This is a genomic window from Pseudomonas sp. LH21, assembly GCF_036549575.1.
Taxonomy (GTDB): domain Bacteria; phylum Pseudomonadota; class Gammaproteobacteria; order Pseudomonadales; family Pseudomonadaceae; genus Aquipseudomonas; species Aquipseudomonas peradeniyensis.
This window is the reverse complement of the sequence record NZ_CP144367.1, coordinates 5,154,166-5,180,000: the sequence shown is the minus strand read 5'-3', so window position 1 is coordinate 5,180,000 and position 25,835 is coordinate 5,154,166. Positions and strand designations below refer to the sequence as shown.

The 25,835-nt window shown below is 63.8% G+C and carries 21 protein-coding genes, 1 tRNA gene, 2 rRNA genes and 1 pseudogene (1 of these 25 running past the window's edge); 18 read left to right on the top strand and 7 right to left on the bottom strand.

The annotated features are described in order from the left end of the window. The 6 genes from VUG52_RS23635 to VUG52_RS23610 all read left to right on the top strand — a co-directional run. Window positions 1-2,477, top strand: a 23S ribosomal RNA gene (locus VUG52_RS23635) (it extends 416 nt beyond the left edge of the window). 130 nt (window positions 2,478-2,607) lie between these two features. Further along, window positions 2,608-2,723, top strand: a 5S ribosomal RNA gene (gene rrf, locus VUG52_RS23630). A 322-nt stretch (window positions 2,724-3,045) separates the two neighbouring features. After that, window positions 3,046-3,705 (top strand): paraquat-inducible protein A, encoded by a 660-nt coding sequence (locus VUG52_RS23625; protein WP_050703645.1) that lies wholly within the window; start codon window positions 3,046-3,048, stop codon window positions 3,703-3,705. Beyond that, window positions 3,692-4,315, top strand: coding sequence for a paraquat-inducible protein A (locus tag VUG52_RS23620; RefSeq protein WP_050703646.1), 624 nt, complete (start codon window positions 3,692-3,694; stop codon window positions 4,313-4,315). The genes VUG52_RS23625 and VUG52_RS23620 overlap by 14 nt, the downstream gene beginning before the upstream one ends. Further along, on the top strand, window positions 4,308-6,608 hold the full coding sequence (locus VUG52_RS23615; protein ID WP_050703647.1) for a PqiB family protein: 2,301 nt from the start codon (window positions 4,308-4,310) through the stop codon (window positions 6,606-6,608). Before VUG52_RS23620 ends, VUG52_RS23615 begins: the two co-directional genes overlap by 8 nt. A 57-nt stretch (window positions 6,609-6,665) precedes the next feature. Next, on the top strand, window positions 6,666-7,181 hold the full coding sequence (locus VUG52_RS23610; protein WP_050703648.1) for a histidine phosphatase family protein: 516 nt from the start codon (window positions 6,666-6,668) through the stop codon (window positions 7,179-7,181). Here VUG52_RS23610 and VUG52_RS23605 read toward each other — a convergent pair. Further along, entirely contained in the window at window positions 7,178-8,134 is a 957-nt protein-coding gene (locus tag VUG52_RS23605) for an arsenic resistance protein (protein ID WP_050703649.1), read from the bottom strand. The genes VUG52_RS23610 and VUG52_RS23605 overlap by 4 nt on opposite strands. A 75-nt stretch (window positions 8,135-8,209) precedes the next feature. Here VUG52_RS23605 and VUG52_RS23600 point away from each other — a divergent pair, with 75 nt between their 5' ends. Next, complete coding sequence (locus VUG52_RS23600; protein WP_050703650.1) at window positions 8,210-8,917, top strand: SDR family NAD(P)-dependent oxidoreductase; 708 nt, start codon at window positions 8,210-8,212, stop codon at window positions 8,915-8,917. 70 nt (window positions 8,918-8,987) lie between these two features. Here VUG52_RS23600 and VUG52_RS23595 read toward each other — a convergent pair whose 3' ends face one another. Beyond that, the gene (locus tag VUG52_RS23595; RefSeq protein WP_331832157.1) at window positions 8,988-10,157 is read right to left on the bottom strand and encodes a hypothetical protein; all 1,170 of its coding nucleotides are present in this window, start codon (window positions 10,155-10,157) and stop codon (window positions 8,988-8,990) included. A gap of 66 nt (window positions 10,158-10,223) precedes the next feature. Between VUG52_RS23595 and VUG52_RS23590 the strand changes: the two genes are divergently transcribed. Next, on the top strand, window positions 10,224-10,808 hold the full coding sequence (locus tag VUG52_RS23590) for a D-Ala-D-Ala carboxypeptidase family metallohydrolase (RefSeq protein ID WP_177330816.1): 585 nt from the start codon (window positions 10,224-10,226) through the stop codon (window positions 10,806-10,808). Here the strand turns inward: VUG52_RS23590 and VUG52_RS23585 are convergent. After that, on the bottom strand, window positions 10,748-11,653 hold the full coding sequence (locus VUG52_RS23585; protein WP_050703652.1) for a LysR substrate-binding domain-containing protein: 906 nt from the start codon (window positions 11,651-11,653) through the stop codon (window positions 10,748-10,750). The two genes, VUG52_RS23590 and VUG52_RS23585, sit on opposite strands and share 61 nt — an antisense overlap. Window positions 11,654-11,871: 218 nt before the next feature. On the opposite strand from VUG52_RS23585, the gene VUG52_RS23580 reads away from it, so the two are divergent. Then, on the top strand, window positions 11,872-12,486 hold the full coding sequence (locus tag VUG52_RS23580) for a LysE family translocator (protein ID WP_050703653.1): 615 nt from the start codon (window positions 11,872-11,874) through the stop codon (window positions 12,484-12,486). Window positions 12,487-12,540: 54 nt separating this feature from the next. On the opposite strand, the gene VUG52_RS23575 is transcribed toward VUG52_RS23580, so the two are convergent. Then, window positions 12,541-12,617, bottom strand: a tRNA-Met gene (locus VUG52_RS23575). A gap of 96 nt (window positions 12,618-12,713) precedes the next feature. Continuing rightward, window positions 12,714-13,637, bottom strand: coding sequence for a FecR family protein (locus VUG52_RS23570; RefSeq protein ID WP_050703654.1), 924 nt, complete (start codon window positions 13,635-13,637; stop codon window positions 12,714-12,716). A 200-nt stretch (window positions 13,638-13,837) separates the two neighbouring features. Between VUG52_RS23570 and VUG52_RS23565 the strand changes: the two genes are divergently transcribed. Continuing rightward, window positions 13,838-15,052: an MFS transporter gene (locus tag VUG52_RS23565; RefSeq protein ID WP_050703655.1), complete on the top strand. Its 1,215-nt coding sequence runs from the start codon at window positions 13,838-13,840 to the stop codon at window positions 15,050-15,052. 492 nt (window positions 15,053-15,544) lie between these two features. After that, window positions 15,545-16,705, top strand: a complete 1,161-nt coding sequence (locus VUG52_RS23560; protein WP_050703656.1) for an MFS transporter — start codon at window positions 15,545-15,547, stop codon at window positions 16,703-16,705. A 345-nt stretch (window positions 16,706-17,050) separates the two neighbouring features. Here VUG52_RS23560 and rpsT read toward each other — a convergent pair whose 3' ends face one another. Then, window positions 17,051-17,329, bottom strand: a complete 279-nt coding sequence (rpsT, locus tag VUG52_RS23555) for a 30S ribosomal protein S20 (protein ID WP_023533220.1) — start codon at window positions 17,327-17,329, stop codon at window positions 17,051-17,053. 250 nt (window positions 17,330-17,579) lie between these two features. Here rpsT and murJ point away from each other — a divergent pair, with 250 nt between their 5' ends. From murJ to ispH, 6 genes are all read left to right on the top strand, one after another. Further along, window positions 17,580-19,118, top strand: a complete 1,539-nt coding sequence (gene murJ / locus VUG52_RS23550) for a murein biosynthesis integral membrane protein MurJ (protein ID WP_050703657.1) — start codon at window positions 17,580-17,582, stop codon at window positions 19,116-19,118. A 118-nt stretch (window positions 19,119-19,236) separates the two neighbouring features. Then, entirely contained in the window at window positions 19,237-20,187 is a 951-nt protein-coding gene (ribF, locus tag VUG52_RS23545) for a bifunctional riboflavin kinase/FAD synthetase (protein WP_050703658.1), read from the top strand. After that, window positions 20,184-23,015, top strand: a complete 2,832-nt coding sequence (gene ileS, locus VUG52_RS23540) for an isoleucine--tRNA ligase (protein WP_050703659.1) — start codon at window positions 20,184-20,186, stop codon at window positions 23,013-23,015. The genes ribF and ileS overlap by 4 nt, the downstream gene beginning before the upstream one ends. Next, a complete protein-coding gene (lspA, locus tag VUG52_RS23535; RefSeq protein ID WP_028689904.1) occupies window positions 23,008-23,523 on the top strand; it encodes a signal peptidase II in 516 nt (171 codons plus the stop codon). The genes ileS and lspA overlap by 8 nt, the downstream gene beginning before the upstream one ends. Continuing rightward, the gene (locus VUG52_RS23530; protein WP_023629753.1) at window positions 23,516-23,953 is read left to right on the top strand and encodes an FKBP-type peptidyl-prolyl cis-trans isomerase; all 438 of its coding nucleotides are present in this window, start codon (window positions 23,516-23,518) and stop codon (window positions 23,951-23,953) included. The genes lspA and VUG52_RS23530 overlap by 8 nt, the downstream gene beginning before the upstream one ends. A 14-nt stretch (window positions 23,954-23,967) precedes the next feature. Continuing rightward, entirely contained in the window at window positions 23,968-24,912 is a 945-nt protein-coding gene (gene ispH / locus VUG52_RS23525) for a 4-hydroxy-3-methylbut-2-enyl diphosphate reductase (RefSeq protein ID WP_050703660.1), read from the top strand. A 1-nt stretch (window position 24,913) separates the two neighbouring features. Here the strand turns inward: ispH and VUG52_RS23520 are convergent, their stop codons facing one another. Further along, a complete protein-coding gene (locus VUG52_RS23520) occupies window positions 24,914-25,363 on the bottom strand; it encodes a GspH/FimT family pseudopilin (protein WP_050703661.1) in 450 nt (149 codons plus the stop codon). A 136-nt stretch (window positions 25,364-25,499) separates the two neighbouring features. On the opposite strand from VUG52_RS23520, the pseudogene VUG52_RS23515 reads away from it, so the two are divergent. Continuing rightward, a pseudogene (locus VUG52_RS23515) lies at window positions 25,500-25,676 on the top strand (pilus assembly protein PilV); the annotation flags it as partial. Window positions 25,677-25,835 lie beyond the last annotated feature (159 nt).

The following is a 25,835-nucleotide window of genomic DNA, read 5'->3' as shown; positions in this document are numbered from 1 at the left end:
CTAAATACTACTGACTGACCGATAGTGAACCAGTACCGTGAGGGAAAGGCGAAAAGAACCCCGGAGAGGGGAGTGAAATAGAACCTGAAACCGTATGCGTACAAGCAGTGGGAGCCTACTTTGTTAGGTGACTGCGTACCTTTTGTATAATGGGTCAGCGACTTATATTCAGTGGCGAGCTTAACCGAATAGGGGAGGCGTAGCGAAAGCGAGTCTTAATAGGGCGCTTTAGTCGCTGGGTATAGACCCGAAACCGGGCGATCTATCCATGGGCAGGTTGAAGGTTAGGTAACACTGACTGGAGGACCGAACCGACTACCGTTGAAAAGTTAGCGGATGACCTGTGGATCGGAGTGAAAGGCTAATCAAGCTCGGAGATAGCTGGTTCTCCTCGAAAGCTATTTAGGTAGCGCCTCATGTATCACTGTAGGGGGTAGAGCACTGTTTCGGCTAGGGGGTCATCCCGACTTACCAAACCGATGCAAACTCCGAATACCTACAAGTGCCGAGCATGGGAGACACACGGCGGGTGCTAACGTCCGTCGTGAAAAGGGAAACAACCCAGACCGTCAGCTAAGGTCCCAAAGTCATGGTTAAGTGGGAAACGATGTGGGAAGGCTTAGACAGCTAGGAGGTTGGCTTAGAAGCAGCCACCCTTTAAAGAAAGCGTAATAGCTCACTAGTCGAGTCGGCCTGCGCGGAAGATGTAACGGGGCTCAAACCATGCACCGAAGCTACGGGTATCACCTCTGGTGATGCGGTAGAGGAGCGTTCTGTAAGCCTGTGAAGGTGAGTTGAGAAGCTTGCTGGAGGTATCAGAAGTGCGAATGCTGACATGAGTAACGACAATGCGAGTGAAAAACTCGCACGCCGAAAGACCAAGGTTTCCTGCGCAACGTTAATCGACGCAGGGTTAGTCGGTCCCTAAGGCGAGGCTGAAAAGCGTAGTCGATGGAAAACAGGTTAATATTCCTGTACTTCCAGTTATTGCGATGGAGGGACGGAGAAGGCTAGGCCAGCTTGGCGTTGGTTGTCCAAGTTTAAGGTGGTAGGCTGAGATCTTAGGCAAATCCGGGATCTTAAGGCCGAGAGCTGATGACGAGTGCTCTTTAGAGCGCGAAGTGGTTGATGCCATGCTTCCAAGAAAAGCTCCTAAGCTTCAGATAACTGGGAACCGTACCCCAAACCGACACAGGTGGTTAGGTAGAGAATACCAAGGCGCTTGAGAGAACTCGGGTGAAGGAACTAGGCAAAATGGCACCGTAACTTCGGGAGAAGGTGCGCCGGTGAGGGTGAAGCACTTGCTGCGTAAGCCCACGCCGGTCGAAGATACCAGGCCGCTGCGACTGTTTATTAAAAACACAGCACTCTGCAAACACGAAAGTGGACGTATAGGGTGTGACGCCTGCCCGGTGCCGGAAGGTTAATTGATGGGGTTAGCGCAAGCGAAGCTCTTGATCGAAGCCCCGGTAAACGGCGGCCGTAACTATAACGGTCCTAAGGTAGCGAAATTCCTTGTCGGGTAAGTTCCGACCTGCACGAATGGCGTAACGATGGCGGCGCTGTCTCCACCCGAGACTCAGTGAAATTGAAATCGCTGTGAAGATGCAGTGTATCCGCGGCTAGACGGAAAGACCCCGTGAACCTTTACTATAGCTTTGCACTGGACTTTGAGCTTGCTTGTGTAGGATAGGTGGGAGGCTTTGAAGTGGGGACGCCAGTTCTCATGGAGCCATCCTTGAAATACCACCCTGGCAACCTTGAGGTTCTAACTCAGGTCCGTTATCCGGATCGAGGACAGTGTATGGTGGGTAGTTTGACTGGGGCGGTCTCCTCCCAAAGAGTAACGGAGGAGTACGAAGGTGCGCTCAGACCGGTCGGAAATCGGTCGTAGAGTATAAAGGCAAAAGCGCGCTTGACTGCGAGACACACACGTCGAGCAGGTACGAAAGTAGGTCTTAGTGATCCGGTGGTTCTGTATGGAAGGGCCATCGCTCAACGGATAAAAGGTACTCCGGGGATAACAGGCTGATACCGCCCAAGAGTTCATATCGACGGCGGTGTTTGGCACCTCGATGTCGGCTCATCACATCCTGGGGCTGAAGCCGGTCCCAAGGGTATGGCTGTTCGCCATTTAAAGTGGTACGCGAGCTGGGTTTAGAACGTCGTGAGACAGTTCGGTCCCTATCTGCCGTGGACGTTTGAGATTTGAGAGGGGCTGCTCCTAGTACGAGAGGACCGGAGTGGACGAACCTCTGGTGTTCCGGTTGTCACGCCAGTGGCATTGCCGGGTAGCTATGTTCGGAAGAGATAACCGCTGAAAGCATCTAAGCGGGAAACTTGCCTCAAGATGAGATCTCACTGGAGCCTTGAGCTCCCTGAAGGGCCGTCGAAGACTACGACGTTGATAGGTTGGGTGTGTAAGCGCTGTGAGGCGTTGAGCTAACCAATACTAATTGCCCGTGAGGCTTGACCATATAACACCCAAGCAATTTGCAAAGCGCAGATTGCGGTGGTGAAGACGAAAGAACCGAAAGTTCGCAACATCACAAATCGCATATCCGAATTCGCTGGAGTATCCATCTGGATGTTCTGGCAACAGAATTTCTTGACGACCATAGAGCATTGGAACCACCTGATCCCATCCCGAACTCAGCAGTGAAACGATGCATCGCCGATGGTAGTGTGGGGTTTCCCCATGTGAGAGTAGGTCATCGTCAAGATTCATTTCGCAAAACCCCTATCTGCGCGAGCAGGTAGGGGTTTTGTCTTTTCCGCGTAACAGAAACCAACACCGCCCCCTCCTGTAGGAGCGGCCTCGTGCCGCGAAAGGGCCGCAACGCGGCCCCGGCGATATCAGCGTGATGCACAAATCCTGGGTCTGCTACGCAGCCCATTCGCGGCACAAGGCCGCTCCTACAGGGGAGTAGCGTTGTCTGCGGAAAGTGTGACCCGAACACCGATACAGTTCCTCATAATGGCCATCTCCCACAATTCGAGTCGGAACACTAGAATAGAGCCGACGCATCCATTCAGAATGCCTTTATGCCCAACCCTGTCGATCCCGAAGCGCTCGCGCAGATGCCGCTGGACGAGCTCGTGGCCTGCCATGAGTGCGACCTGCTGATGCGCAAGACCACGCTGCAAAATGACGAGAAGGCCCTGTGCCCGCGCTGCGGCTACGAGCTGTATGCCCATCGCCACAACCTGATCAACCGCAGCCTGGCCCTGGTCCTGACCGCGTTGCTGCTGTATGTGCCGGCCAACTTCCTGCCGATCATGCAGTTGCACCTGCTCGGCCAGACCTCCGACGACACCGTCTGGAGCGGTGTGCTTGGCCTGTACAACTCAGAGATGCGCGGCATCGCCGTGGTGGTGTTCCTGTGCAGCATGGCCATCCCATTGCTCAAGCTGCTCTGCCAGTTGATGGTGCTGTTGAGCATCCGCCTGGACTTCGGCCGCAGCTACGGCCTGCTGATCTATCGTATCTATCACCACCTGCGTGAGTGGGGCATGCTCGAGGTCTACTTCATGGGCGTGCTGGTGGCCATCGTCAAGCTGGTCGACCTGGCCGAGCTGAGTATCGGCCTGGGCCTGTTCTGCTTCATCAGCCTGTTGCTGGTGCAGGTGTGGCTCGAGGTGGTCATGTCGCCGCACCAGATCTGGGTGGCCTTGTCGGGGGAGGATGTCCATGCGGGCGATTGATGCAGGCATCCTGGTCTGCAATGAATGTCACGAGCTGAATCGCCAGGAGCCGGACAGCACCTCGCAGGCCTGCACCCGCTGCGGCGCGGTGGTGCATGCCCGGCGCCCCAACAGCATCGTGCGCACCTGGGCGTTGCTGATCACGGCCATGGTGCTCTACATCCCGGCCAATGTGCTGCCGATCATGACCGTCAGCGCCCTCGGCCAGGGCAGCCCGGACACCATCATGTCCGGCGTCATCACCTTGATGAAGCACGGCATGCTGCCGATCGCCGCGGTGGTGTTCATCGCCAGCATCCTGGTGCCGACCTTCAAGCTGGTTGGCATCGCCCTGCTGCTGTACTCGGTGCAGCGCCACCAGCCGCTCTCGGCGCGCCAGCGCATCCTGATGTACCGCTTCATCGAATTCATCGGCCGCTGGTCGATGCTGGACATCTTCGTTATCGCCATCCTGGTGGCGGTGGTGAATTTCGGCCGCATCGCCAGTGTCGAAGCCAACCTGGGCGCCGTCGCCTTCGCCACCGTGGTGATCCTGACGATGCTCGCCGCTTTAACTTTCGATCCCCGACTGATCTGGGACAACACGGAGTCGGATGACGACCATGAGTGATTTGCCTACGGCTAAAACCCGCCCCGCTTCGAACTGGTCGGCCATCTGGATCCTGCCGCTGATTGCCTTGGCGATTGGTGGCTGGCTGGCCTGGAAGGCCTACAGCGATGCCGGTATCGAGATCCAGGTGCGCTTCGAGAGTGGCGAGGGCATCGTCGCCAACAAGACCGAGGTCATCTACAAGGGCATGTCGGTGGGCAAGGTCGTCGCCCTGGTGCTGGATGACAAGGGGGAAAACCGCGGTGTCATCGCCACCATCGAGATGCGCAAGGAGGCAGGACCTCACCTCACCAAGGGCACGCGATTCTGGCTGGTGAAGCCAAGTGTCAGCCTGGCCGGTATTTCGGGGCTGGAAACACTGGTTTCAGGCAACTATATCGCTGTCGATCCGGGGGAGGGCGAGCAGACCAAGCGTTTCACTGCGCTCAAGGAGGCGCCGCCGTTGTCCGATTCCGAGCCGGGCCTGCACCTCACACTCAAGGCCGAGCGCCTGGGCTCGCTCAATCGTGACAGCCCCGTGTTCTACAAGCAGATCCAGGTGGGCCGGGTGAAGAGCTATCGCCTGTCCGAAGACCAGGGCACGGTGGAGATCAAGGTGTTCATCGCCCCGGCCTACGCCAGCCTGGTACGCAAGCACACGCGGTTCTGGAACGCCAGCGGGGTCAGCATCGACGCCGACCTGTCCGGCGTGAAGGTGCGTACCGAGTCGCTGTCGAGCATCGTCGCCGGCGGTATCGCCTTCGCCACGCCGGAAAACCGCAAGGACAGCCCGCCCACCGATCCGAGCCTGCCGTTCCGCCTGTACGAAGACTTCGACGCCGCCCAGGCCGGCATCCGGGTCAAGGTCAAGCTCAGTGACTTCGAGGGGCTGCAGAAGGGGCGCACGCCGGTGCTGTACAAAGGTATCCAGGTGGGAACGCTGAAGGAATTGAAAGTCGAAGGCGATCTCTCCACTGCCATGGCCGAGCTGACCCTCGATCCGCTGGCCGAGGACTACCTGGTCGAAGGCACCCAGTTCTGGGTGGTCAAGCCGTCCATCTCGCTTGCCGGCATCACCGGCCTCGAGGCGTTGGTCAAGGGCAACTACATTGCCGTGCGCCCGGGTGAGCCAGGTGCCAAGCCGCTGCGCGAGTTCGAGGCGCGACCCAAGGCGCCGCCGCTGGACCTGAAGGCGCCGGGCCGGCACATGGTGCTGTTCGCCGATACCCTGGGCTCGCTGGAAGTGGGCAGCCCGGTGATGTATCGCCAGGTGCGCGTGGGTAGCGTGCAGAGCTACCAGTTCGCCCGCAACAGCAAGCGCATCCTGATCGGGGTGCACATCGAGAAGGAATACGAGAACCTGGTCAACGGCTCCTCGCGCTTCTGGAATGCCAGTGGCATCACCCTGACCGGCGGCCTCTCGGGGATCCAGGTCAAGAGCGAGTCGTTGCAGACGCTGATGGCCGGTGGCATCGCCTTCGATACGCCGAAACCGGATGTGCCGCTCAAGCGCCGCATTCCGCGCTTCCGCCTGCATGAAAGCCAGGATGCGGCCAACCGTGCCGGTACCCTGGTCACCATTCGCGTGGAGCGCGCCGAGGGCCTGAAACCGGGCACGCCGATCCGCTTCCGTGGGCTGGATGTTGGCAGTGTCGAGAGTGTCGACCTGACCGCCGACCTGCAGGCCGTGGTGCTGCGTGCACGGATCACCCAGGCGGCCGAGCGCATCGCCCGTGCCGGCACTCAGTTCTGGGTGGTCAAGCCGGCCTTGGGCCTGGTGCGTACCCAGAACCTCGACACGCTGATCGGCGGCCAGTACCTCGAGGTGCTGCCGGCGCTCAAGGACAAGGGGCCGCAGCGTGACTTCATCGCCCTGAGCGATGCGCCGGAAGTGAAAGGCGAAGAGGTCGGCCTGCCGCTGACCCTGAGCGCGGCGCGCCGTGGCTCGATCAAACCGGGCGTGCCGGTGACCTACCGCGAGGTCACGGTGGGCAGGGTCACCGGCTTCGAGCTGGGCCAGACCGCCGACCGGGTACTTATCCACATCCTGATCGAGCCGCGTTACGCCGGGTTGGTGCGCGGCGGCAGCCGCTTCTGGAACAGCAGCGGCTTCGGCTTCGACTGGGGCCTGTTCAAGGGCGCCACGGTGCGCACCGAGTCGGTGGAGACCCTGATCGAGGGCGGCATCGCCTTCGCCACGCCGGACGGCGAGCAGATGGGTAATCCGGCGCGACCGCAGCAGACCTTCGCCTTGTTCGACAAGCCCGAGGATGCCTGGCTGGAGTGGGCACCGAAGATCCAGATCGGCAAGTGATGCATGCCGGGCCGCCCGCCTGGGTGGCCCGGATTTGCGGGAGGGCGCGCGCCAGCCATGAAACCCATTCACCTCACCCTGGTCTGCCACGCCCGCACCGAGGCGCAGCGGGTGGGCCGCTTCGCGCTTGATGACGAGCCGCTGCGTGATCCTTCGGCGCCGCTATCGACAACCGCCCGTTGCCTCAGCGCGCCGGAGTTGCGTGCCCGCCAGACGGCCGAGGGCCTGAGCGCGACTGTCGATGAGGGGCTGCGCGACTGCGACCTGGGCGAGTGGAAGGGGCTGCTTCTCAAACAGCTGGACGAAGACGCCCTCCAGGCCTGGCTGTCCGACCCGCATGCCACGCCGCACGGCGGTGAGTCGATCGCCGCCTTGTGCGAGCGCGTCGCCAGTTGGATGGACAACGCGCTGATGCCTGGCCAGTGGCTCGCCATTACCCACCCCTTTGTCATCCGCGCCGCGATGCTGCATGCGTTGGCTGCGCCCCTGGCGTCCTTCCACCGGATCGATGTGCCACCCCTGGCCGAGGTGCGCTTCAGCCATTGCGGCCAGTGGCGCTTGCAACTGGCCTAACGGCGAATCAACGCCGGTACGGCGCGGACGTAGATCAACTCGCTGACCAGTTCCACCAAGGTCTGGGTAATCACCGCCGCCGCTGCCAGCGCCCGGATCGACTCTGGCAACGCCAGCGCCAAAGGCAGCACCACCAGCGAATTGCGCGTGGCGGCACTGAAGGTCACCGCCCGGGCCTCGCCTGTGGATAACCTCAATAGCCGCGCCGCAAGCAACCCGAGCAGCGGTGCCAGCAGGGCGAAGCCGACATACACCGGCAGCACCGGCAGCAGGTCGTCGAGACGGCTGGCCACCACGCCGATCTGCGAAGCGATCACCAGCACCAGCACCAGTGCCATGGCCGGCACCGGCAGCCAGGCCCAGGCGTCGTTCCACTTCGCGACCAGGGTCGAGCGCCGCGCCCCGGCGCTGCTGGCGACGGCCAGCAACAGCGGCAGTACGATCAATAGCACGAACGCCTCGACAAAGGGTGCCAGCGAGATTTCCACGCTGCCGGCGCCTTCGAGCATCAGCGCCAGGTACAAGGGCAGCAGCGCCAGTTGCACCAGCAACAGCACCGGCGTGGCGGCAAGGGTCAGGCGCGAGTCGCCTTTACCGATATGGGTGAACACCACCACGTAGTCGATGCACGGCGTCAGCAGCACCAGCAAGGCGCCGACCAGCACGGCGGGGTGTTCGACCAGGCCACGAGTGCCCGCCCACACCAACAGCGGCACCAGTACGAAGTTGGCCAGCAGCAGCGCGCCCATGAAACGCCGGTTGCCCAGGCCCGCGCGCAGGTCGAGGAAGGGGATCTGCAGGAACATCGCGTACATCAGCACGGCGATGGCCGGGGTCACCAGCGCCGCTAGTGGCGCGGCGGCGCCCGGTGCCAGCAGGCCGAGGGCGGCGGCCAGCGCCACGGCAACGAAGTAGAAGGGGATCTGGTTGCGTTCGAGTTGATCTCTGTCCACGGTGTCCTGGTATTTCCGACTGATTTGCTGGGTGGGGCAGGGTACTATCTGGCGCAGTCCATAGGGAGTGATTCGATGCGAATTCTAGTGGTCGGTGCAAGCAAGGGATTGGGACGGGCGCTGGTACAGGGCCTGGGTGGCGTGGGTGATACGCTGGTCGGTGTATCGCGCACCCGGCCAGCGGCGTTGCCGGGCGCGGTACGCTGGATCGAGGCCGACCTCGGCCAGCCGCGCCAGGCCGCCGCGATTATCCACGAGGCGGTGGCCGGGGACGGGCTGGATGTGCTGGTCTACAACGTCGGAATCTGGGAGGCGCGGGCCTTCGACGAGGGCTACAGCTTCCTCGACGACGACGAGGCGCAGATCGAGCGCATGGTCGACACCAACATCACTGCGCCGTTGTTGTTGATCAAGCGCCTGCTGCCGGTGCTGCTGCAAAGCGACCGGCCACGAATCATTCTTACCGGTTCGACCTCCGGCCTGCCAGGAAGCGGGCGCCCAGAGGTGACCTTCGGCGCCAGCAAGTTCGGCCTGCGCGGCATTGCCGAGGCGCTGCGCGAAGGCTTCCGCGACCAGGGCCTGGGCGTGAGTTGCCTGAACCTGGGCTACCTGAACACCGAGGACGGCCTGGATGTGCCGCTGGCCCAGGCCGAGCGGCGCGGGGAGGGGACGTTGATCCCCGTGCACGATGTGGTGCAGGTGTGCCGGATGATGCTGAGCCTGTCGTCGTCCAGCTACGTGCGTGACATCACCTTGCCGGCCTTGCGTGACGAGCGCTTCTGAATCCGTGTGACGCCAAAGGGGCACGGTGGCCCCTTTGGCCCAGGCTACCTGGAGCGATCGACTGGGCGGCTCAAAGCGCCCGGTCGGTCTCGTTGGTCTCCAAGGGTTTGCGCAGATCACGCAGACTGCGCGTCACCGTCCCGGTATTGCACTTGGCCGCCGCCTGTTCCGGCGTCATGTCGCGGATGGTGCGGTAGAACAGCTCGCAGGTCTGCTTCTTCTGGGTCACCTGCCACTTGCTGGTGCAGGCCTGCAGGGTGAGCGTGGCGTCGGCCTGCGGGTTGCGACCCATGCCGGCCTGCCAGCAGGCGGCGGAAAGGTCCTGGCCCATCATCTTCAGGCCCGCGGCGTCGGCCTTGTCCTGGTCGCCGTCGTAGCTTTTCGGGTCGGCGGCGTACCAGATCGCGCTTGGGTGGTTGGCGCCGAGCACAGGCACCTTGGCGCTGTCCGGCTCCGGCGCGATGCTGACCAGTCCCAGCACGTTGACCTTCGGTCCGTACTGCTGCTGGATCCACGCGCGCACCGGCGCGCCGAAGGCGACCATCGGCAAGGCGGTCTTGCCGTCGTGGGTGAGGGCCACTTCCTTGACCATTCGCACCTGGTAGTCGTTGAAGTAGCTGTAGACCCCTTCCAGGTCCTTGCCCGCGCTGGCCGGCGCGGCGATCGGGGCGATGTCGACGATGGTCTGGTAGGCCGGGGTCTGGGTGGCCTCGACGCCGTTGAAGGTCAGAAGCTCGGCCCAGCGGTCGGTGGTGTTGGACTTCAGGTAGTCTTGATAGCGGGTCAGCGAGTAGTCCGGCGGGAAGTGCAGCAGCTCGATGCTGCGGCGGTTTTCCAGGGCCATCCCCAGGGGCAGGAACAGGTACCAGCTGTAGTCCCAGCCGCCTTTCTGGTTGAGGCGGGTGGCGCCCTGGTAGGCCAGCTCGCCGCTGTCGAGCAGCTTGCGCAAGGGTTCGCTGTAGCTGGCCGGCACGCCGGTGATGCTGGCGTGCAGCTTGTCGTTGTCGCGGTTCACCGTGACCTTGGCGTTGGCGTAGCCATCGCGCTGCACGCTCTGGGTGAGGTAGTGCTCGACGGTCTGTTCGAGTGTCCAGTCGCGGTAGCAGATCACGTTGCAGTTGTTGGGGTAGGCGAACAACCGCGTGACCCGTTGGGCGTCGCCCAGGTCGATCTGCGCGTCGGCCATGGCCAGGCCGCTGAAGGCGAGGGCGGCCAGGCCCGATACAGCAATCTTGTGCATGCTTAACTCCTTGTCAGTGGCCGCCAGGACGGCGGGCGCGCCCATGGTGGACGAAGAGGAGGGGGAATGAAAAGCGCCAGGACATGGCTATTGGCTAGCGCGTTGATCGGGCTCGGTGCGGTCCAGGCCGATGAACGCGATGTGTGGATGTTCGCCCAGTGGGCCGGGGATCACGAGAACCGCAGGTTTCGTGAAATGTTGGTGGACGCCCGGCTGTATGGCGTGGTGCCGATCCATCAGCTGCTGCGCTCGGCCTCGGACTGGCGCCTGTGCAACGCCTCGCCGTTCGCGGTGCCGCCAGCGAGCCATTGGCCGGCGGTACGCTCGACGCTGGCCTTGATCCAGACCCTCGACCGACAGGGCATCCTGCGTCAGTTCGAAGTGGTGTCGGCCTACCGCGATCCCCGGCTCAATGCCTGTGCCGGCGGCGCGCCAAGCAGCGCGCACATGCGCGCTTTCGCCGTCGACCTGCTGCTGCCGCGCCGGGCCGAGCCGAGCCCGTTGTGCCGCTTCTGGCAGCAGCACGGCCAGGCCTGGAACATGGGGCTGGGCCGTTACCCTTCCGGGCGTATCCATATCGACACGGCCGGCTATCGCACCTGGGGCGGTGATGGCAGTGCCGGTTCGTCGTTCTGCAGCAAGCCCAGGTGAGCCAGGCAGGCCCGGCACTCGTCGCCGACCCACTGCGCGAAACACTGGCGCTTGCTGCCGTCATCCAGCGGCTGCGGGCTAAGCAGGTGGTAGCCGGAGCCATCGCGCAGGAAGCCGTACGGCGCCTGTAGCTGACCGTTGTCCAGTTCGTCACGGACCATCAGCGCCGAGGCGATGGCCATTCCCATGCCCGCGCTGGCGGCCTGGATCGACAGGTAGAAGTGTTCGAAGTCGCTGCGCGCCGTTTGCCGCAAGTCCTGGCCACTCAGGCGCAGCCAGGTGGCCCAGGCGTCGGGGCGGGTGGCGCTGTGCAGCAGGCGCTGGCTTTGGCGATCCGGCGTGGCGACCGGGCCGATCCACTCATCGCAGATCTTCAGGCTGTGCAGCTGGCGGTCCCAGTGGAAGTCATCGCGGCGCAGGGCGAGGTCGATGCCGCCGCGGGCGAAATCCACCGGGCCGCCGGCCGCCACCAGGTGCAGTTGCAGGTCGGGGTGCCGGGCATGGAAGCGCGGCAGGCGCGGGATCAGCCAGCGCATGGCGATGGTTGGCTCGCAGGACACCACCAGCACGTTGTCGTGAGCTTGCTGGTGCAGACGCTGCACGGCGCCCTCCAGTTGCTCGAAGATCGCCTGGGTGGTGGCCTGCAGGTCGCGTCCGGCGCGGGTGAGGAAGATCGCCCGGTTGCGCCGTTCGAACAGTTCCACGCCGAGGCTTTCCTCGAGCAGGCGCACCTGGCGGCTGACGGCGCCGTGGGTGACGTGCAGGTGCTCGGCAGCGCGCACGAAGCTTTCGGTGCGGGCGGCGATGTCGAAGTAGCGAAAGGCGGTGAGGGGAGGCAGTTTCATGTGCTGGCCTGTCCCGGCCCTGTCGCGGGGCAAGCCCGCTCCCACAAGTGCAGCGTGAAGCACGCGTGGGAGCGGGCTTGCCCCGCGATAGGCCGGTCGATTCAATGCAAATAGGTGAGTAAAACTAGCAGATTAGCCTCACTATAAATCGATTTTTACCCGTTCAAGGCAACAGGATAATCCGGTCTTCCGTGAATTTTCATCGAGGATACCTGTTCGTGAACGAGCTCATTGCCGTCGCCCTCTTCACCCTCCTGGCCGTCATCAGCCCCGGCGCCGACTTCGCCATGGTCACCCGCAGCAGTTATGCACAGGGGTGCAAGGCCGGTCTCGCGGCAGCGGTGGGCATCGCCCTGGGCGTGCAAGTGCATGTGCTGTACACCGTGCTTGGCATCGCCGTGATCATCAGCCAGAGCCCGACCCTGTTCCTGGCCATGAAGGTGGTGGGGGCGGGCTATCTGGTGTACCTGGGCTACAAGTCGCTGACCAATACCACGCGTATAAGCCTCGACGGCCTGGCGCACAGCGAGACAAATGTAGCGAGCGCCTTGCGCACGGGCTTTCTGACCAACGCGCTGAACCCCAAGACCATGCTTTTCGTGGTCAGCGCCTACACCCAGGTGGTGCAGCCCGGCAGCCCGCTGGCGCTGGACTTCGCCTATGGCGCGTTCATGTCGTTCGCCCATTGGGTGTGGTTCAGCCTGGTGGCGGTGTTCTTCTCCAATCACCTGCTGCGTCGGGCGATGATCGAGCGCCAGGTGGTGGTCGACCGGGTCATCGGCGTGGCGTTGATCAGCCTGGGGCTGGCCGTGGTGGTGGCAGGCGTGAAGTAGCTTTTTCGCGGGCAAAGAAAAAGGGCTTATCTTTCGATAAGCCCTTTTAGAAGGTGGTGGCTACACAGGGACTTGAACCCCGGACCCCAGCATTATGAATGCTATGCTCTAACCAACTGAGCTATGTAGCCAACTTGGCGCGCATTATTAGCTCGAATCGCGATCCTGTCAACAACGTTTTTAAAAAAAATTGCCAACCTTTCAAAAACTTAGCCGGGAAGGGCGCTTCAGCGCACGATCAGCCAGTGGCCGAGCAGGTTGTGCAGGCGCAGTTGCTGGTCGGCGGCCAGGCGCTCGAGGCTCTGCGCCGGGTGGTCGAGGTCGAAATCGCCGCTGACGCGCTGATAGGCCGCTTGCTCGTTCAGCAGCCAGACCCGCTGGCCACGGTAATCGGCCAGGCGCTCCAGCACCTCGCTCAACGGCAGGTTCCTGGCCTTCAATTGACCGTTGCGCCAGGCATCGGCCAATTTGGCATCGATCTTTTCGACCGGATTGATGCGGCTTTCGCTGAACGTCACCCGTTCGCCGGCATTGACCAGGCGTTGGTCGCCGCCCTGCAACACCGCAGCCTTGCCGCCGAACACCACCAGTTCGTCGTGGTCGGCATGGCGGGCGATCTGCAGGCGGGTGCCGAACACCTGGATCCGCGTGTCATCGACCTGCACCTCCATAGCCCGGCCATCGAGCATCACCTCCAGGTATACCTGTCCCTGCACCAGGTGCAGCTGGCGGGTGCGGCCACGCAGGTCGACATTCATCGCGCTGGCGCTGTCCAGGTGCAGGGTCGAGCCATCGGCCAGGCGCACGCTGCGGCGCTCGCCGCTGTCGGTGTGCAGTTCGCTGCCCAGACGCTGCATCACCGGCCAGTAGAGCCAGGCCAGTGCGCCCACCAGCAGCAGGAACAGCAGCGCCAGGCACAGCCCGGCCCGGCTGCGACGGACCTTGGCGATGCGTGGTCGCGGGCGTGCCGCCGGCACCTGCAGTTGCTGCCAGTAGGCTTCGAGCTGGGCATAGGCCCTGGCGTTGAGCGGGTCCTGGCACCAGCTGGCGAATGCCTGGCGCAGGGCCTCGTCGCAGTCGGGTTGGCGCAGGCGCGAGAACCATTCCAGGGCTTCCTGCTCGGGGTCGGGCGTGGGCTGCAAGGCGGGCATCGGGCTCATGGGATCGGTCTGCTCGCAGGAGGAGGGCGGTTTTGCCCAGCGTTTACAGGGAAGAGGAGAAGGATGCTAATTATATTGAGAATTATTTACAAGTACGTGTCGGATGGAAGTCTCGGCAAAATAAAAAGGTAGCTTCGTATCTATTTGTTTCACGATAATCGGATCCCAACCCGCGGACGGACATCGAGCCCATGGCCATCAGCAGTACCACCACTTCCAGTGTCAGCAGCCCGGCAAGCCAGGTCTCGCCGCTGGTGATGCGCATCATCGGTTTCTGCGCCCTGGCGCATCTGATCAACGACCTGATCCAGTCGGTGCTGCCGGCGATCTACCCGATGCTCAAGGCCAACTACAACCTGAGCTTCGCCCAGATCGGCCTGATCACCCTGACCTTCCAGATCACCGCCTCGCTGCTGCAACCGTGGGTGGGCTTTTTCACCGACAAGCGGCCCACGCCGAACCTGCTGCCGCTGGGCACGGTGTGCACCCTGGTGGGTATCGTGATGCTGGCTTTCGTCGGCAGCTTCCCGATGATCCTGCTGGCCTCGGCGCTGGTGGGCATCGGTTCGTCGACCTTCCACCCCGAGACCTCGCGCATCGCCCGCCTGGCTTCCGGTGGGCGCTTCGGCCTGGCGCAGTCGAGCTTCCAGGTCGGCGGCAACGCCGGCTCCGCCCTCGGCCCGCTGCTGGCGGCGGCGATCGTGATTCCCTTCGGCCAGACCCATGTCGCCTGGTTCGGCGTGGCCGGGTTGTTCTTCTTCGCCGTGAGCCTGATGCTGCGCCGCTGGTACAAGGAGCACCTCAACCAGGCCAAGGCGCGCAAGGCGGTGCAGGCCACCCACGGCATCTCGCGCCAGCGGGTGATCCTGGCGCTGGTGGTGCTGGGCTTGCTGGTGTTCTCCAAGTACTTCTATATGTCCAGCTTCACCAGCTACTTCACCTTCTACCTGATCGAGAAGTTCCAGCTGTCGGTGGCCAGTTCGCAGTTGCACCTGTTCCTGTTCCTCGGCGCGGTGGCGGCGGGCACCTTCTTTGGCGGGCCGATCGGTGACCGCATCGGGCGCAAGGCGGTGATCTGGTTCTCGATCCTCGGGGTGGCGCCGTTCACCCTGGCGCTGCCGTATGCCGACCTGTTCTGGACCACCGTGCTCAGCGTGGTGATCGGTTTCATCCTGGCGTCGGCGTTCTCGGCCATCGTGGTGTATGCCCAGGAACTGGTGCCGGGCAATGTCGGGATGATCGCCGGGATCTTCTTCGGCCTGATGTTCGGCTTCGGCGGCATCGGTGCTGCGCTGCTGGGGTATGTGGCTGATCTGCGTGGGATCGAGTATGTGTATGGGGTTTGCTCGTTCCTGCCGTTGTTTGGGTTGCTGGCGGTGTTCCTGCCGTCCACTGGCAAACGCTGAAAGTCGGCCGGATGCATTCTTTGTAGGAGCGGCCTTGTGCCGCGAAAGGGCCGCAAAGCGGCCCCAGGATTGTCGCGTTTAACCAAAGATTTCCGGGGCCGCTTCGCAGCCCTTTCGCGGCACAAGGCCGCTCCTACAGGGAAGTGCATCAAGGCCGACGATTGACGATTTGGATCCGCATGGCCTAGAGTGCCGCCTCCTCAATCCCTGCGTAGTCGATGCAATGCGCCGTACCCGTAGTCTCCGCCCGCACCGCCAGCCTGTCGCCCCGACAGCGCGCCGCGCGTGGCCGAGCGACACGGTGCTCAAGCGTCGACGCAGCGTGCTGTTCGCCTTCACTTTCTCGCCACACCTTGCCCTGAACTGATCCGCGCCCCTGCATCCCGCGCCATTGCGGCGTGACTGCGGGCGCCTGCGTTCGAACATCTTTCAGCGGATTTTCCAGTCGGCCAGGGCCAGAGCCCCTGTGCGCCGGCTTGCAAGGAGTGGTACATGAACATGCGTTTGCTGGCGGGCCTGTTGTTCGCCGTGTCGGTGGTCGGTTTCAGCCTCGGGGCGAGCCTGCCACTGGTGTCGTTGCGCCTGCACGAGGCGGGGGCGGGGACACTGGAGATCGGCATCATCTCGGCGATCCCGGCGGCGGGCATGATGCTTTCGGCCTTCATGGTCGACGCCTGCTGCCGGCACCTGACCCGGCGCGTCATCTACCTGCTCAGCTTCAGCCTGTGCACCCTGAGCATCGCCCTGCTGGAATGGGCCTTCGACTCGATGCTGTGGCTGGCGCTGCTGCGCCTGGGGCTCGGCATCGGCATGGGCATCGCGATCATCCTCGGCGAATCGTGGGTCAACGAGCTGTGCCCGGAGCACAACCGCGGCAAGATCATGGCCCTGTACGCCACCAGCTTCACCGGCTTCCAGGTGCTCGGCCCGGCACTGCTGGCGCTGCTCGGCGCCGACAGCCCGTGGCTGACCGGCGTGGTCACCGTCTGCTACGGGTTGGCGCTGCTGTGCATCCTGTTCACCGTGCCCAACGACCATGTCGAGCATGGCGACGAAGGCGAGAAGAGCTTCGGCCTGGCTGGCTTCTTCCGCGTCGCCCCGGCCTTGTGCGTGGCGGTGCTGTTCTTCTCGTTCTTCGATGCGGTGGTGCTGTCATTGCTGCCGGTGTACGCCAGCAGCCACGGTTTTGCCGTGGGCGTGGCGGCGCTGATGGTGACCGTGGTGTTCGCCGGCGACATGATCTTCCAGCTGCCGCTGGGCTGGCTTGCCGATCGGGTCGAGCGCACCGGGCTACACCTGGTATGCGGGCTGGTGGCGATGAGCATCGGAATTGCCTTGCCCTGGCTGCTGCAGATGACCTGGCTGCTGTGGCCGCTGCTGGTGGTGCTCGGGGCGGTGGCCGGTGGCATCTATACCCTGGCGCTGGTGTTGATCGGGCAGCGCTTCAGGGGCCAGGACCTGGTGACCGCCAACGCCAGTGTCGGCCTGCTGTGGGGTGTCGGCAGCCTGGTCGGGCCGCTGGTCAGCGGCGCGGCGATGGATGTGGCGCCCCATGGCTTGCCCATGGCGCTGGCGCTGATGGCAGGGTTGTTCGTGTGTTTCGCCCGGCAGGCATACCGTCGGGCGGGCAGGCTGCAGGCAGCGGTGGACTGAGCAGCCGGGTAGTCCGCTGGTTGGCAGGCGTGGTGCTGGTGGGCTTTGCCCGCGAAACAGCTGCCACGCCATGGGCTAATGCCAGTCAGGTAAGCCAATTGGGGTCGCTGCGCGACCCTTCGCGGGTAAACCCGCTCCCACAAGTACGGTACTCGATTCAGCGTTTGCGCGATCCTGTGGGAGCGGGTTTACCCGCGAAGGGCTGCAAAGCAGCCCCAACCAAGCGCGATGAAGCGCTAACTGACAGGCATTACGCCATGGGCCTTCTTTATATAGGCAATCCACACGTTATTGCAGGCATAAAAAAACCGACCCTAGGGTCGGTTTTTTCGACAAGAACGTCGCTTAGGCAGCTGCAGCTTCTTTCAGCGCCTTGATGTGGCCATTCAGACGGCCTTTGTGGCGAGCAGCTTTGTTCTTGTGAATGATACCCTTGTCGGCCATACGGTCGATTACAGGTACAGCCAGAACGTAAGCGGCTTGCGCTTTTTCGGCGTCTTTTGCGTCGATGGCCTTGACTACATTCTTGATGTAGGTGCGGACCATGGAACGCAGGCTGGCGTTGTGGCTGCGACGCTTCTCAGCCTGTTTTGCACGTTTCTTGGCGGAAGGTGAGTTGGCCACCGTCGAGCTCCTCGAAAGACTTTAGGTAAATAGCAAACAAAATAGGCCGCGAATCATGCCGATGAGTCGAACGGATGTCAAGGCCACCTGCAGGGTTCCGCCGAGTGGTGAGCCAACAGGAGGGAAATATTCCTTTCTGTCGCACGACCTGTAAACTCGGGAATTTTTGGCTCCCCTGCGAAGGCGCGGGAGTATCGCACATTCGGACGCTGTCTGGCAGCGCCCTCTGTCTCTGGCGTGAAACTTTTCGATGAACCTGCTCAAATCCTTGGCCGCGGTCAGCTCCATCACCATGATTTCCCGGGTGCTCGGCTTCGTGCGCGATACCATCCTGGCGCGGGTGTTCGGTGCCGGCATCGCCACCGACGCCTTCTTCATCGCCTTCAAACTGCCCAACCTGCTGCGGCGGATCTTCGCCGAGGGGGCCTTCTCCCAGGCCTTCGTGCCGATCCTGGCCGAGTACAAGACCCAGCAGGGCGAGGAGGCCACCCGTACCTTCATCGCCTATGTGAGCGGCCTGCTGACCCTGGTCCTGGCCCTGGTCACGGTGATCGGCATCCTCGCCGCGCCGTGGGTGGTCTGGGCCACCGCGCCGGGCTTCGTCGACAGCGCGGAGAAATACGAGCTGACCACTTCGCTGCTGCGGGTGACGTTTCCTTATATATTGCTGATCTCGCTGTCGTCGCTGGTCGGCGCGATTCTCAATACCTGGAACCGCTTCAGCGTGCCGGCGTTCACCCCCACGCTGCTCAATGTTGCGATGATCGCTTTCGCCGTGCTGCTGACGCCGTACTTCGACCCGCCGATCATGGCCCTGGGCTGGGGCGTGCTGGCCGGTGGCCTGGCGCAACTGCTGTACCAGCTGCCGGCGCTGAAGAAGATCGGCATGCTCGTGCTGCCTCGCCTGAACCTGCGCGACACCGGCGTGTGGCGCGTGCTCAAGCAGATGCTGCCGGCCATCCTCGGGGTGTCGGTGAGCCAGATCTCGCTGATCATCAACACCATCTTCGCCTCGTTCCTGGTGGCAGGCTCGGTGTCGTGGATGTACTACGCCGACCGTCTGATGGAGCTGCCCTCCGGCGTGCTCGGCGTGGCCCTGGGCACCATCCTGCTGCCGACCCTGGCCAAGACCTATGCCAACAAGGACCGTGAGGAGTATTCGCGGATCCTCGACTGGGGCCTGCGCCTGTGCTTCCTGCTGGTGCTGCCCTGCACCCTGGCCCTGGCCATCCTCGCCGAGCCGCTGACCGTGGCGCTGTTCCAGTACGGCAAGTTCACCGCCTTCGACGCGGCCATGACCCAGCGCGCCCTGATCGCCTATTCGGTGGGCCTGCTGGCGATCATCCTGGTCAAGGTACTGGCACCTGGCTTCTATGCGCAGCAGAATATCCGCACGCCGGTGAAGATCGCGGTCTTCACCCTGGTCTGCACCCAGCTGCTCAACCTGGTGCTGATCGGCCCGCTGGCCCATGCCGGGCTGGCCCTGGCCATCAGCCTGGGCGCGTGCCTGAACGCCGGCCTGCTGTACTGGAAGCTGCGCAGCCAGCAACTGTTCCAGCCGCAGCCGGGCTGGCTGGCGTTCCTGCTCAAGCTGGTGCTGGCCGTGACCCTTATGGCGGGCGTGCTGCTGCTGGGCATGCACTACCTGCCGGCCTGGGAACAGGGCAACATGCTCGCGCGCTTCCTGCGCCTCGGCGGCCTGATCGCGGCGGGCGTGGTGACCTACTTCGGCTGCCTGTTCCTGTGCGGGTTCCGCCCTCGGCATTTCGCCCGCAAGGCGTTGCATTGAGGCGCGAGAGGGGTCAGGCGTCGGTTTTTCGCATTCCACGCCCCATGGGGGCGCTGCTGCCTGTCACCAGCGCCCGGGTGTGGTTATAATCGGCCACTTTATGAGCAAGAAGCGCGTTATGCAGCTGGTTCGAGGTCTTCACAACCTGCGCCCCGAGCACCGGGGCTGTGTCGCCACCATTGGCAACTTCGACGGGGTCCACCGCGGCCACCAGGCGATCCTCGCACGCCTGCGCGAACGCGGTCAGGAACTGGGCCTGCCCACCTGCGTGGTGATCTTCGAGCCGCAGCCGCGCGAGTACTTCGCCCCGCAGAGCGCCCCGGCGCGCCTGGCCCGCCTGCGCGACAAGGTCGAGCTGCTGGCCGGCGAGGGCATCGACCGAGTGCTGTGCCTGTCGTTCAACCAGCGCCTGAGCCAGCTCAGCGCCGAGCAGTTCGTCAAGGCGGTGCTGGTCGACGGCCTGGGCGTGCGCCACCTCGAAGTGGGCGATGACTTCCGCTTCGGCTGCGACCGCGCCGGCGACTTCGTCTTCCTCACCGAAGCCGGCAAACGCCACGGCTTCACCGTCGAGGCGGCCAATACCGTGATCCAGGACGGCCTGCGGGTCAGCAGCACCGAAGTGCGCAAGGCCCTGGCCGAAGGCAACTTCGAGCTGGCCGAGCACCTGCTGGGGCGTCCGTACCGTATCACCGGGCGCGTGCTGCATGGCCAGAAGCTGGCCCGCCAGCTCGGCACCCCCACCGCCAACATCCAGCTCAAGCGCCGTCGCGTGCCGCTGTCCGGGGTCTACCTGGCCAGCATCGAGATCGACGGCAAGGCCTGGCCGGGTGTCGGCAATATCGGAGTGCGCCCCACCGTTGCCGGTGACGGGCGTCCTCACCTGGAGATTCATCTCCTGGACTACGCCGGCGACCTGTATGGCCGGCGCCTGACGGTGGAATTCCACCACAAGCTGCGTGAAGAGCAGCGTTTCGCCTCCCTGGAGGCGCTGAAGTCGGCGATCGACGCGGACATCGCCGCCGCACGTGCCCACTGGCACGCTCAACCGCTAACGAAGAGCCTGAAATGACCGACTACAAAGCCACGCTTAACCTTCCGGACACCGCCTTCCCCATGAAGGCCGGCCTGCCTCAGCGCGAACCGCAGATCCTGCAGCGCTGGGACAGTATTGGCCTGTACGGTAAGTTGCGCGAGATTGGCAAGGATCGTCCGAAGTTCGTCCTGCACGACGGCCCGCCCTATGCCAACGGCAAGATCCACATCGGTCATGCGCTGAACAAGATTCTCAAGGACATGATCGTCCGCTCCAAGACCCTGTCCGGCTTCGACGCGCCGTATGTGCCGGGCTGGGACTGCCACGGCCTGCCGATCGAGCACAAGGTCGAGGTCACCCACGGCAAGCACCTGACCGCCGACCGCACCCGCGAGCTGTGCCGCGAGTATGCCGCCGAGCAGATCGAAGGGCAGAAGACCGAGTTCATCCGCCTGGGCGTGCTGGGCGACTGGGACAACCCGTACAAGACCATGAACTTCGCCAACGAGGCCGGTGAAATCCGCGCCCTGGCCGAGATGGTCAAGCAAGGCTTCGTGTTCAAGGGCCTCAAGCCCGTGAACTGGTGCTTCGATTGCGGCTCGGCCCTGGCTGAAGCCGAGGTCGAGTACGCCGACAAGAAATCCCAGACCATCGACGTCGCCTTCCCGGTGGCCGATGCCGACAAGCTGGCCGCCGCCTTCGGCCTGGGCGCGCTGGCCAAGTCCGCCGCCATCGTGATCTGGACCACCACCCCGTGGACCATCCCGGCCAACCAGGCGCTGAACATCCACCCGGACTTCAAGTACGCCCTGGTCGATACCGGCGAGCGCCTGCTGGTGCTCGCCGAAGAGCTGGTCGAGTCGTGCCTCAAGCGCTACAACCTGGAAGGCTCGATCATCGCCACCGCCCCGGGCTCGGCCCTGGAACTGATCAACTTCCGCCACCCGTTCTACGACCGCCTGTCGCCGATCTACCTGGCCGACTACGTCGAACTGGGTGCCGGTACCGGCGTGGTGCACTCCTCGCCGGCCTACGGTGAAGACGACTTCGTCACCTGCAAGCGCTACGGCATGGTCAACGACGACATCCTCACCCCGGTGCAGAGCAACGGCGTGTACGTCGAGTCGCTGCCGTTCTTCGGCGGCCAGTTCATCTGGAAGGCCAACCCGGCCATCGTTGAAAAGCTCAGCGAAGTCGGTGCGCTGATGCACACCGAGACCATCAGCCACAGCTACATGCACTGCTGGCGCCACAAGACCCCGCTGATCTACCGCGCCACCGCGCAGTGGTTCGTCGGCATGGACAAGCAGCCGAGCACTGGCGAGCCGCTGCGCGAGCGCGCCCTCAAGGCCATCGAAGAGACCAAGTTCGTTCCGGCCTGGGGCCAGGCGCGCCTGCACTCGATGATCGCCAACCGTCCGGACTGGTGCATCTCGCGTCAGCGCAACTGGGGCGTGCCGATCCCGTTCTTCCTCGACAAGCAGACCGGCGAACTGCACCCGCGTACCGTCGAGCTGATGGAAGAAGTCGCCAAGCGCGTCGAGCAGGAAGGCATCGAGGCCTGGTTCAAGCTGGACGCCGCCGAGCTGCTCGGTGACGAAGCCGGCCAGTACGACAAGATCACCGACACCCTCGACGTCTGGTTCGACTCCGGCACCACCCATTGGCACGTGCTGCGCGGCTCCCACGACATCGGCCACGCCACCGGCCCGCGCGCCGACCTGTACCTGGAAGGCTCCGACCAGCACCGCGGCTGGTTCCACTCCTCCTTGCTGACCGGTTGCGCCATCGACGGCCACGCGCCGTACCGCGAGCTGCTGACCCACGGCTTCACCGTGGACGAGAACGGCCGCAAGATGTCCAAGTCGCTGGGTAACACCATCGAGCCGCAGAAGGTCAACGACACCCTGGGCGCCGACATCCTGCGCCTGTGGGTCTCGGCCACCGACTACTCCGGCGAGATGGCGGTTTCCGAGCAGATCCTGCAGCGCAGCGCCGATGCCTACCGGCGTATCCGCAACACCGCGCGCTTCCTGCTCTCGAACCTGTCTGGCTTCGACCCGGCCCGCGACCTGCTGCCAGCCGAAGACATGCTGGCCCTGGACCGCTGGGCGGTCGACCGCACCCTGTTGCTGCAGCGCGAGCTGGAAGAGCACTACAGCGAGTACCGTTTCTGGAACGTCTACTCGAAGATCCACAACTTCTGCGTGCAGGAGCTGGGTGGCTTCTACCTCGACATCATCAAGGACCGCCAGTACACCACCGGCGCCAACAGTGTCGCCCGCCGCTCGTGCCAGACCGCGCTGTACCACATCAGCGAGGCACTGGTGCGCTGGATCGCGCCGATTCTGGCGTTCACCGCCGACGAGATCTGGCAGTACCTGCCGGGCGAGCGCAACGAGTCGGTGATGCTCAACACCTGGTACCAGGGCCTGGCCGAACTGCCGGCCGACGCCGAGCTGGACCGTGCCTACTGGGACCGCGTGATGGCCGTCAAAGCCGCGGTCAACAAGGAGCTGGAGAACCAGCGTACCGCCAAGGTCATCGGTGGCAACCTGCAGGCCGAAGTCACCCTGTTCGCCGAAGAGGGCCTGACCGCCGACCTGAACAAGCTCGGCGACGAACTGCGCTTCGTGCTGATCACCTCGGCCGCCAGCGTGGTGCCGTTCGTCCAGGCGCCGGCAGATGCCGTGACAACCGAAGTCGAAGGCCTCAAGCTGAAAGTGGTCAAGTCCGGCCATGCCAAGTGCGGCCGCTGCTGGCACTTCCGCGCCGATGTGGGCAGCCACCCGGAGCATCCGGAGATCTGCGCCCGTTGCGTCGACAACCTGAGCGGTTCGGGCGAGGTGCGCCACTATGCCTAATGCTCCTGCAGGGCGCTTCGGGCGCCTTGCCTGGCTCTGGCTGAGCCTGGTGGTCCTGGTCCTCGACCAGGCCACCAAGCTGTACTTCGACAACGCGCTGACCATGTACCAGCAGATCGTGGTCATCCCCGACTACTTCAGCTGGACCCTGGCCTACAACACCGGCGCGGCGTTCAGCTTCCTGGCCGACAGCTCCGGCTGGCAGCGCTGGCTGTTCGCGCTGATCGCCGTGGTGGTCAGCGCCGTGCTGGTGGTCTGGCTCAAGCGCCTGGGGCGCAACGAGACCTGGCTGGCCGTGGCCCTGGCCCTGGTGCTGGGCGGCGCGCTGGGCAACCTGTACGACCGCGTCGTGCTGGGCCATGTGGTCGATTTCATCCTGGTGCACTGGCAGAACCGCTACTACTTCCCGGCCTTCAACCTGGCCGACAGCGCGATCACCGTGGGCGCGGTGATGCTGGCGCTGGACATGTTCAAGAGCAAGAAGTCCGAGGAAGCCGTCCATGACTGAGACCCGCATCGGCCAGAACACCGAAGTCACCCTGCACTTCGCGCTGCACCTGGAAAACGGCGACACCGTCGACAGCACCTTCGACAAGGCCCCGGCCACGTTCAAGGTCGGCGACGGCAACCTGCTGCCGGGCTTCGAGAACGCCCTGTTCGGCTTCAAGGCCGGTGACCAGCGCAAGCTGAGCATCGCCCCGGAGAACGCCTTCGGCCAACACAACCCGCAGAACGTGCAGGTGATGCCGCGCTCGCAGTTCGAAGGCATGGAGCTGTCCGAAGGGCTGCTGGTGATCTTCAACGACGCCGCCAACACCGAGCTTCCGGGCGTGGTCAAGGCGTTCGACGACAACCAGGTGACCATCGATTTCAACCATCCACTGGCTGGCAAGACCCTGAACTTCGAGGTGCAGATCCTCGACGTGAAGGCCGTGTGAGCCTGGAGCCGAGCATGCAAATCAAACTCGCCAACCCGCGCGGCTTCTGCGCGGGGGTCGACCGGGCGATCGAGATCGTCAACCGCGCCCTGGAAGTCTTCGGCCCGCCGATCTACGTGCGCCATGAAGTGGTGCACAACAAGTTCGTGGTCGAGGACCTGCGCAACCGTGGCGCGATCTTCGTCGAAGAGCTGGACCAGGTACCGGACGATGTCATCGTCATCTTCAGCGCCCACGGCGTTTCCCAGGCCGTGCGCCAGGAAGCCGCCGGCCGTGGCCTGAAGGTGTTCGACGCCACCTGCCCGCTGGTGACCAAGGTGCATATCGAGGTCGCCAAGTACAGCCGCGACGGCCGTGAGACCATTCTCATCGGCCACGAGGGGCACCCGGAAGTCGAAGGCACCATGGGCCAGTACGACGCCAGCAACGGCGGTGCCATCTACCTCGTCGAGGACGAGGACGATGTCGCCAGGCTGCAGGTGCGCAACCCTGACCACCTGGCCTTCGTCACCCAGACCACCCTGTCGATGGATGACACCAGCCGGGTGATCGACGCCCTGCGCGAACGCTTCCCGAACATCGGCGGCCCGCGCAAGGACGACATCTGCTACGCCACCCAGAACCGCCAGGATGCCGTCAAGCAGCTGGCCGACGAGTGCGACGTGGTATTGGTGGTCGGCAGTCCCAACAGCTCCAACTCCAACCGCCTGCGCGAGCTGGCCGAGCGCATGAGCACACCGGCCTACCTGATCGACGGCGCCGAGGACCTGCAACGCAGCTGGTTCGACGGGGCCGAGCGCATCGGCATCACCGCCGGGGCCTCGGCACCGGAGGTGCTGGTGCGTGGCGTGATCGACCAGCTCAAGGCCTGGGGCGCGAGCGGCGCCGAAGAGCTCGACGGGCGCGAGGAGAACATCACCTTCTCCATGCCCAAGGAGCTGCGGGTCCGCTCGATCTGAGTCAGTCCGGCGCACAGCGGCGGCCCTCGTCGCTGCGCAGGCTGACCCGGCCACTGGGGCTGAGCACCACCTGATGACGGCTGTCGAGGGTGGTGCGCGGGCAGATGTCCAGCGTGGTGCCGACGAAGCCCACCCCCAGCGGCGCACCCCGGGCGCTGAACCTCACGACCCGGTCCGAGGTCGTGGCAATCCTCAGCGGCCTGTGCAGGCGATGCGTCTGCAACAGCTCGCCATCCTGTTCCAGCACCACTCGCCAGCCCTTGCCCCAATCCTCCTCCAGTGGCCGGAGCAGCACGGCCTGGTGCCTTAGCGCCGCCTGATTTCGGGCGCCGCGCAGGGCCTGTGCCAGCTCCCTGGCCACGGCACCGACGTAAAGCTCATCGCTGAACTTGCCGTAGGCCGATATGCCCTGGTGTGTCAGAAGGCTCAGCACGCCCAGTGCGAACATCATTTGTATCAGTGTTACGCCTTGTTGCCCCACGCTGCATTCCTCCCTGGAAGTGCTTCTCTGTAGCTTCCAGGACGCCCGGCAAGGGCGCCAGTCGGCCGGTTCGGGTTGCGGCCTAGGAAAGATCCCAGGAGGGGTTATGGGGGCTAGGGAAGGGGGCATGACACTGCTGGAGGTGCTGCTGGCCGTCACGGTGCTGACGCTGGGGCTGTTCGCATCGGCGGCCTTGCAGCTGCGTGGGTTGCAGGCGGTCGAGGGGGCGCGGCGGGAAGCGCAGGTGTTGCAACTGGCACAGGGCATGTTGGAGCGCGTGAGGGCCGCCGGGGCGCTCGAAGCGGGCGAGGAAGCGGCCTGGCAGTCGCGCCTGACCCAGGTGCTCGGTGGTGCGGCGCAAGGGCGCATGAACCTGGTCGGGGGCGTGCTGGTGCTGGAGGTCGATTGGCCGGACATGGGAGAGGGGCGGCAGTCGCTGAGC